Consider the following 1758-nt stretch of genomic DNA (forward strand, 5'->3'; position numbering starts at 1 on the left):
GCCGCCGGGGGGGGGGGCGGGCCGTTGTTTACACTCGCCGGGGGGGGGGCGCCCCCACCCGCCGCGGCGGGCGCCGGCGCCGTCGGCGGCGCAGCGGCGACAGCTCGGAGGCCGGCACCGGGGACGACCCGGAGCGTACGGTCATCAAGATCCGGGAGCCGCGGGAGCGGCGCGCCAAGGACGGCGAGCCCTCCGACGAGGTGCAGTCCATCAAGGGCTCGACCCGCCTTGAGGCGAAGAAGCAGCGCCGCCGGGAGGGCCGCGAGCAGGGCCGCCGCCGGGTGCCGATCATCACCGAGGCCGAGTTCCTGGCCCGCCGCGAGGCCGTCGAGCGCGTCATGGTCGTACGGCAGAGCGGCGAGCGCACCCAGATCGGCGTGCTTGAGGACAACGTCCTGGTCGAGCACTTCGTCAACAAGGAGCAGGCGACCAGCTACGTCGGCAACGTGTACCTGGGCAAGGTGCAGAACGTGCTGCCGTCGATGGAGGCCGCTTTTGTCGACATCGGCAAGGGCCGCAACGCGGTGCTCTACGCCGGTGAGGTCAACTTCGAGGCGCTCGGCATGGGCCACGGCCCGCGCCGCATCGAGACCGCGCTCAAGTCCGGGCAGTCCGTCCTCGTACAGGTCACCAAGGACCCGATCGGCCACAAGGGCGCCCGCCTGACCAGCCAGGTCTCGCTGCCCGGCCGCTACCTGGTGTACGTGCCCGAGGGCTCGATGACCGGCATCAGCCGCAAGCTGCCCGACACCGAGCGGGCCCGGCTCAAGCAGATCCTCAAGAAGATCGTCCCCGAGGACGCCGGCGTCATCGTGCGCACTGCGGCCGAGGGGGCCAGCGAGGAAGAGCTGACCCGCGACGTCGCCCGGTTGCAGAACCAGTGGGAAGAGATCCAGCAGAAGGCGAAGAACGGCGGCAGCTCGCACGCCCCGACGCTGCTGTACGGCGAGCCCGACATGACCGTCCGGGTCGTCCGCGACATCTTCAACGAGGACTTCTCCAAGGTCATCGTGAGCGGTGAGGGCGCCTGGCAGACCATCCACGGCTACGTGTCCAACGTCGCCCCGGACCTCGCCGAGCGGCTCCAGAAGTGGACGTCGGACGTGGACGTGTTCGCCACGTACCGCATCGACGAGCAGCTCATGAAGGCGCTGGACCGCAAGGTGTGGCTGCCCAGCGGCGGTTCGCTGGTGATCGACCGGACCGAAGCGATGGTCGTGGTCGACGTCAACACCGGCAAGTTCACCGGCCAGGGCGGCAACCTGGAGGAGACGGTCACCAGGAACAACCTGGAGGCGGCCGAGGAGATCGTGCGCCAGCTCCGGCTGCGCGACCTCGGCGGCATCATCGTGATCGACTTCATCGACATGGTCCTGGAGTCCAACCGGGACCTGGTGCTGCGCCGACTCCTGGAGTGCCTGGGCCGCGACCGTACGAAGCACCAGGTGGCCGAGGTGACCTCGCTCGGCCTGGTGCAGATGACGCGCAAGCGGGTCGGTCAGGGGCTCCTTGAGTCCTTCTCCGAGTCCTGCGTGCACTGCAACGGCCGCGGCGTCATCGTCCACATGGACCAGCCGAGCTCCATCGGCGGCGGCGGTGGCGGCAAGCGCAAGAAGAAGAAGGGCGGCGCCGACCACCACGAGCACGGCCACGACCACGGCCACGAGGCCGCGGCCGAGGTCGAGCACGCGGCGGCCGAGGAGCTCCCGGCCGCGGTGGCCGAGCCGGCGCAGGTCGAGGCGGAGGACACCGAGGAGT

Annotated in this window: 1 protein-coding gene; it reads left to right on the plus strand. The window is 70.3% G+C overall.

The window, feature by feature from the left end; genetic code table 11:
• Nucleotides 1-1758, plus strand: a 1758-nt coding sequence (locus AAHZ94_RS33620; RefSeq protein WP_349997485.1) for an Rne/Rng family ribonuclease, incomplete at both ends; no start/stop codon positions are given.

The organism is Streptomyces sp. HSW2009, from assembly GCF_040240285.1.
Taxonomy (GTDB): domain Bacteria; phylum Actinomycetota; class Actinomycetes; order Streptomycetales; family Streptomycetaceae; genus Streptomyces.